Raw genomic sequence first — 4397 nt, 5'->3', positions numbered from 1 at the left:
CAGGGTTCAAGATGAGTTGAACCACCGGCCAAGAAAAACACTTGGCTACGAAACGCCAAGTGTTTTATTCTTGAAGCTGTTCAAACCACTGATACACTAGTGTTGCACTTGAAATCCGAATCCAAGGACTCTGTCCATTTCGGTCGGCATTCTAAAACTTTTTGATAAACCGGACAGCTTTCAATATGCGCGCCGGGCAGGTAGCCGGTACTCATTAAAAATTCGCCGACGATTTCGCCGCCGACAAATTTGAAATGTTTTTTAAACAGCTTCACCCACTCGGCTTTATCGAGCGGATGGTGCGCATCGAGCCAGTGTTTGAACGAGCCGCATTCCTGCTGCAACTTTTTAATTTGCCGTGCGTTGTAAATGGCGGCATTGATTTTCAGACGGTTGCGGACGATGCCTGCGTCGGCAAGCAGGCGTTCGATGTCGGCTTCGTCGAATGCGGCGACAGTATCAATGTCGAAATCTTTAAATGCAGCCCGAAACGCCTGCTGCTTTTTCAGCATCAACGTCCAGCTCAAACCCGCCTGATTGATTTCCAACACCAGCCGTCCGAACAACTCATTGTCGTCTGAAATCGGAAAACCGTATTGCGTATCGTGGTAATGTTTGTTCGGATTGTCGGTATTGTTTGGGAGAGCGGCAACAAAATCGCAGTAATTCATGTTTTATCAACCAAGCAAAACAAAGGTCGTCTGAAAACCTAAAACGGGGTTTCAGACGACCTTTCAAAATCGAAACGTGGCAAAATACCTGCCGCGCAAGTTTAAATCAATCCACTTCGCCCGCGTATTGCTCAGCGGTCAGCAGGCCGTCGTAGTCGGCGGGATTGGCAGGTTTGATTTTGAAGAACCAGCCTGCGCCGTAAGGGTCGCTGTTGGCGGTTTCCGGCGCGCTGGGCAAATCTTCGTTGACGGCAACGACTTCGCCCGCAATCGGCGCGTACACGTCGGACGCTGCTTTCACAGACTCAACCACACCGGCTTGTTCTTCCGCGGCAAGGTTCGCGCCGACTTCGGGCAGCTCGACGAACACGATGTCGCCCAACAACTCTTGCGCGTGGTGGGTAATGCCGACGGTAATCGTACCGTCTTCTTCAAGGCGCAGCCATTCGTGGCTGGCAACGTATTTCAGTTCGGCGGGGATGTTGTTGCTCATGGTTTGATTCTCCATTGGTTTTGGTTTAGAACTAGACTAGAAAGGATACTGCTAACCTACTTGAAACTGAAACACTGTTCAATAGTTTTTTAGTAAGGAATATATTGCTTATCCAAAGGTTGAAGAACATCTGCTTTTAACACTAAACATTTTTGAGAAGCAATCAGCAACTCTTCTTCAGTATGCTTCCCGTAAAACTCTACAGATCTGGGACAAAATACTTTTACCTCGCCCAAATTCCACGCCATATAACCATACAACGCATTCTTTTGGAGTTTATTTTTCGGCTGAGCGCATTTATTTTTTTCTTCATCAAAATCTATTCCTTCAGAAGGCACTTCTCTCGTGAAGTTTTTCTTAATATATTCCATTCCTTCGGTTGTAATGCCGTTTACTCCAACTCCCTGAAATCCAACATCTTCTTTTCTTGTATAATTATTGTTTATCATATACCATCCAGAATCTTTTGGCATTTCTATAAATCTAATGGGATACAAAAACCTTTGCGGTAAGTCATTTGCAACAACAGCAATTGCTACCAAATAAAAAAAGCAAAAAAACAAAGGCAAAACATAGTAACTAATTTTATTTAAAATTTTATCTTTACCATCGTTCAATAGCATCACTGCAACAAAAGAGTTAGCTATAACCAGAATTGTTGAACATACTAAAAAAAACCACTGGTAACTTTTATCCCCAATCCAATTTGCAGCAATAGGCAAAACCGCGATTATAAATAAAATAAAGTTAAATAAAGAAACAAGTGTAAAAAATGAAACAAGGTCTCCCAATGAGTTAGACGTATATATTCCCTTTACTATTTTGAGTTTATATTTTTTTCTACCTGAATACCAGCAAAAAAAGAAGATTATGGCTGGTAAAAGAACAGAAAGTACCAAAATTACAAGTAAAAAAACCATTCCCCAAATACTGCGCTGCCATTCTTTTGATGCACAGAAAGCAACGAAAATAAACACCCAAAAGCCAATTATAGGGATGATACTCGACTGCCAAAATACAAGACGATCCTTTCTATTTCTTATTAGAACACCATTGTCATTCGCAATAGCAGATAATAAAAACGGAGCAAAAAGAGATATATAGAAAAATAAACCAATAAACCCAAATATAATTAATATTGCTATGGCGCTGTACGGTTGACTTATTACGTTTGTAAAAATACCTAACTGATTAATATTTTTAAGATATTTATAAACCACTACAAAACCAAATATCACACCCAAGCTGATACTCAGTTTTATAATATTTAGAATAATATTTAAAACTCTATCAATTTTATCTATTTTTACGTCTGTTACATCAAAAAAATCCATCCAACAAATTCTCTTTATCAGTTTTCAGACGACCTTGCCTATTCAAAAGTCGTCTGAAAACAAGTGAAGCGAGTTTTACTAAAATAAAAATGACGTTTTTTTTGCCAACTATATTCAATCAAACTGTTTCTGTCCGTTGCGCACAAACGGCAGCTTCAATACGCGTACGTCCACTTCCTTGCCGCGCATCAGCACTTTGGCGGTATCGCCGTCAAAATCTTTCGGCACGCGGGCGATGGCGATGGATTGTTTCAGGCTGGGCGAGAATACGCCGCTGGTGGTTTCGCCTTTGCCTTTGTCGGTCAACACTTCCATATGCGCGCGCAGGATGCCGCCTTTGTCGAGCAGCAAACCGACTTGTTTGACGGCAACGCCTTTTTCTTTCAATGCCAGCAAAGCGGCTTTGCCGACGAAATCGCGGTTTTCGTCTTTCAAATCAACCGTCCAACCCATGCCTGCTTCGAGCGGGCTGGTGTCGTCGTCCATATCGTTGCCGTAGAGGTTCATACCGGCTTCCATGCGCAGGGTGTCGCGTGCGCCGAGACCGCAGGGCTGTACGCCGGCTTGTTGCAGGGCTTTGAAGAATGCGACGGCTTCGGTGCCGGGCAGGATGACTTCCACGCCGTCTTCGCCGGTGTAGCCGGTACGGGCGACAAACCAGTCGTTGCCCAAATCCGCGCCTTGGAACGGTTTAAGATTGTGGACGACATCCACCCATTCGGGTTTGACGGTCAGGAGTTTTTCAATGGCTTTAGGACCTTGTACGGCAAGCATACCGAGGTCGTAGCGCGGATTGAAAGCGACGCCGAATTCTTGTCCGATTTTGTGGAACTGGGCGGTATCTTTTTCGCGGGTCGCGCCGTTGGACACGATGCGGTATTGGGTTTCGGCTTCGTTGGTGCGGTAAACGATCAAGTCGTCAATCACGCCGCCGTTGTCGTTGAGCAGCGCAGAATAAAGGGCTTTGCCGACGAAAGCGAGCTTGGCAACGTCGTTGGCAATCAGTTTGCGGAAAAAGGCTTTGGCGTTCGCTCCGGCGACGTCGGTGACGAGCATATGGGATACGTCGAACATGCCTGCGTCGGTGCGCACGGCTTCGTGTTCGGCGATTTGCGAACCATAATGGATGGGCAGCTCCCAGCCGGCAAAATCGACCAGCTTCGCGCCTGCATCTTGATGGGCTTGGTGAAACGGGGTGGTTTTCAGGGCAGTCATTCTCAGCTTCTCCGGATTTATTGTTCAGATGCCGTCCGCACATAAGCGCGGAAGACCCTATCTGTCCTTGAACCTGAGATTTTCGGCATACCCGCTTGATGACAAACCAGTCTGCTCACTGCTTTGCGCGGTTGTCTGAATGGTGGTTCAGACGGCCTTCTCCCCTTCGGTGGGTGCGAGCGCACCGCTCTCCAGATGTTTTATTTCAACGTGCAGTCCCTGTTGCCTGAGCGATTTAAGGGCATCTGCGCCTTCGGCGGCTACATGTAACCTGATGTAGCTCTCTCCTGCACATGCCCCGATTATGGCTTGAAAAGGCGGTTTGGGCAAGCCGTCTTTTATATGACGAACATTCGTTTTGCCCAAATTGGCTAAAGCCTGTTTGCGGGGATGGAAATTAAATCAATTTGAGACCTTTGCAAAAAAGCCCTTCCCCCGACAGCCGAAACCCAAACACAGGTTTTCGTCTATTTCCGCACCCCCAAATCACTCCTAATTTTACCCAAATATCCCCTTAATCCTCCCCGGATACCCGATAATCAGGCATCCGGGCCACTTTTTAGGCAGCAACAGGCACACTTAGCCTGTTAGCCGCTTTCAACAGGTTCAAACACATCGCCTTCAGATGGCTTTGCGCACTCACTTTAATCAGTCCGAAATAGGCTGCCCGCGCATAGCGGAATT

The 4397-nt window shown here is 46.0% G+C and carries 4 protein-coding genes, 1 pseudogene and 1 riboswitch; all 5 genes and pseudogenes read right to left on the bottom strand.

Going from position 1 to position 4397, the window contains the following annotated elements; translation table 11 throughout:
- Positions 1-80 precede the first annotated feature (80 nt).
- On the bottom strand, positions 81-671 hold the full coding sequence (locus tag AAG834_RS13495) for a DNA-3-methyladenine glycosylase I (RefSeq protein ID WP_342032425.1): 591 nt from the start codon (positions 669-671) through the stop codon (positions 81-83).
- Between the two features lie 106 nt (positions 672-777).
- On the bottom strand, positions 778-1164 hold the full coding sequence (gcvH, locus tag AAG834_RS13490) for a glycine cleavage system protein GcvH (protein WP_080542344.1): 387 nt from the start codon (positions 1162-1164) through the stop codon (positions 778-780).
- 89 nt (positions 1165-1253) lie between these two features.
- Complete coding sequence (locus AAG834_RS13485) at positions 1254-2498, bottom strand: hypothetical protein (protein WP_342032424.1); 1245 nt, start codon at positions 2496-2498, stop codon at positions 1254-1256.
- A gap of 114 nt (positions 2499-2612) precedes the next feature.
- On the bottom strand, positions 2613-3713 hold the full coding sequence (gene gcvT, locus AAG834_RS13480) for a glycine cleavage system aminomethyltransferase GcvT (RefSeq protein ID WP_342032423.1): 1101 nt from the start codon (positions 3711-3713) through the stop codon (positions 2613-2615).
- Positions 3714-3916: 203 nt separating this feature from the next.
- Positions 3917-4013: riboswitch (glycine riboswitch) on the bottom strand.
- A 259-nt stretch (positions 4014-4272) separates the two neighbouring features.
- Positions 4273-4397: pseudogene (locus AAG834_RS13475) on the bottom strand (IS5/IS1182 family transposase); the annotation flags it as partial.

The organism is Neisseria sp. Marseille-Q2251, assembly GCF_940793045.1.
In the GTDB taxonomy this organism is placed as follows: domain Bacteria; phylum Pseudomonadota; class Gammaproteobacteria; order Burkholderiales; family Neisseriaceae; genus Neisseria.
Note: the sequence above shows the minus strand (reverse complement) of the source record. Positions and strands in the feature narration are given on the sequence as shown.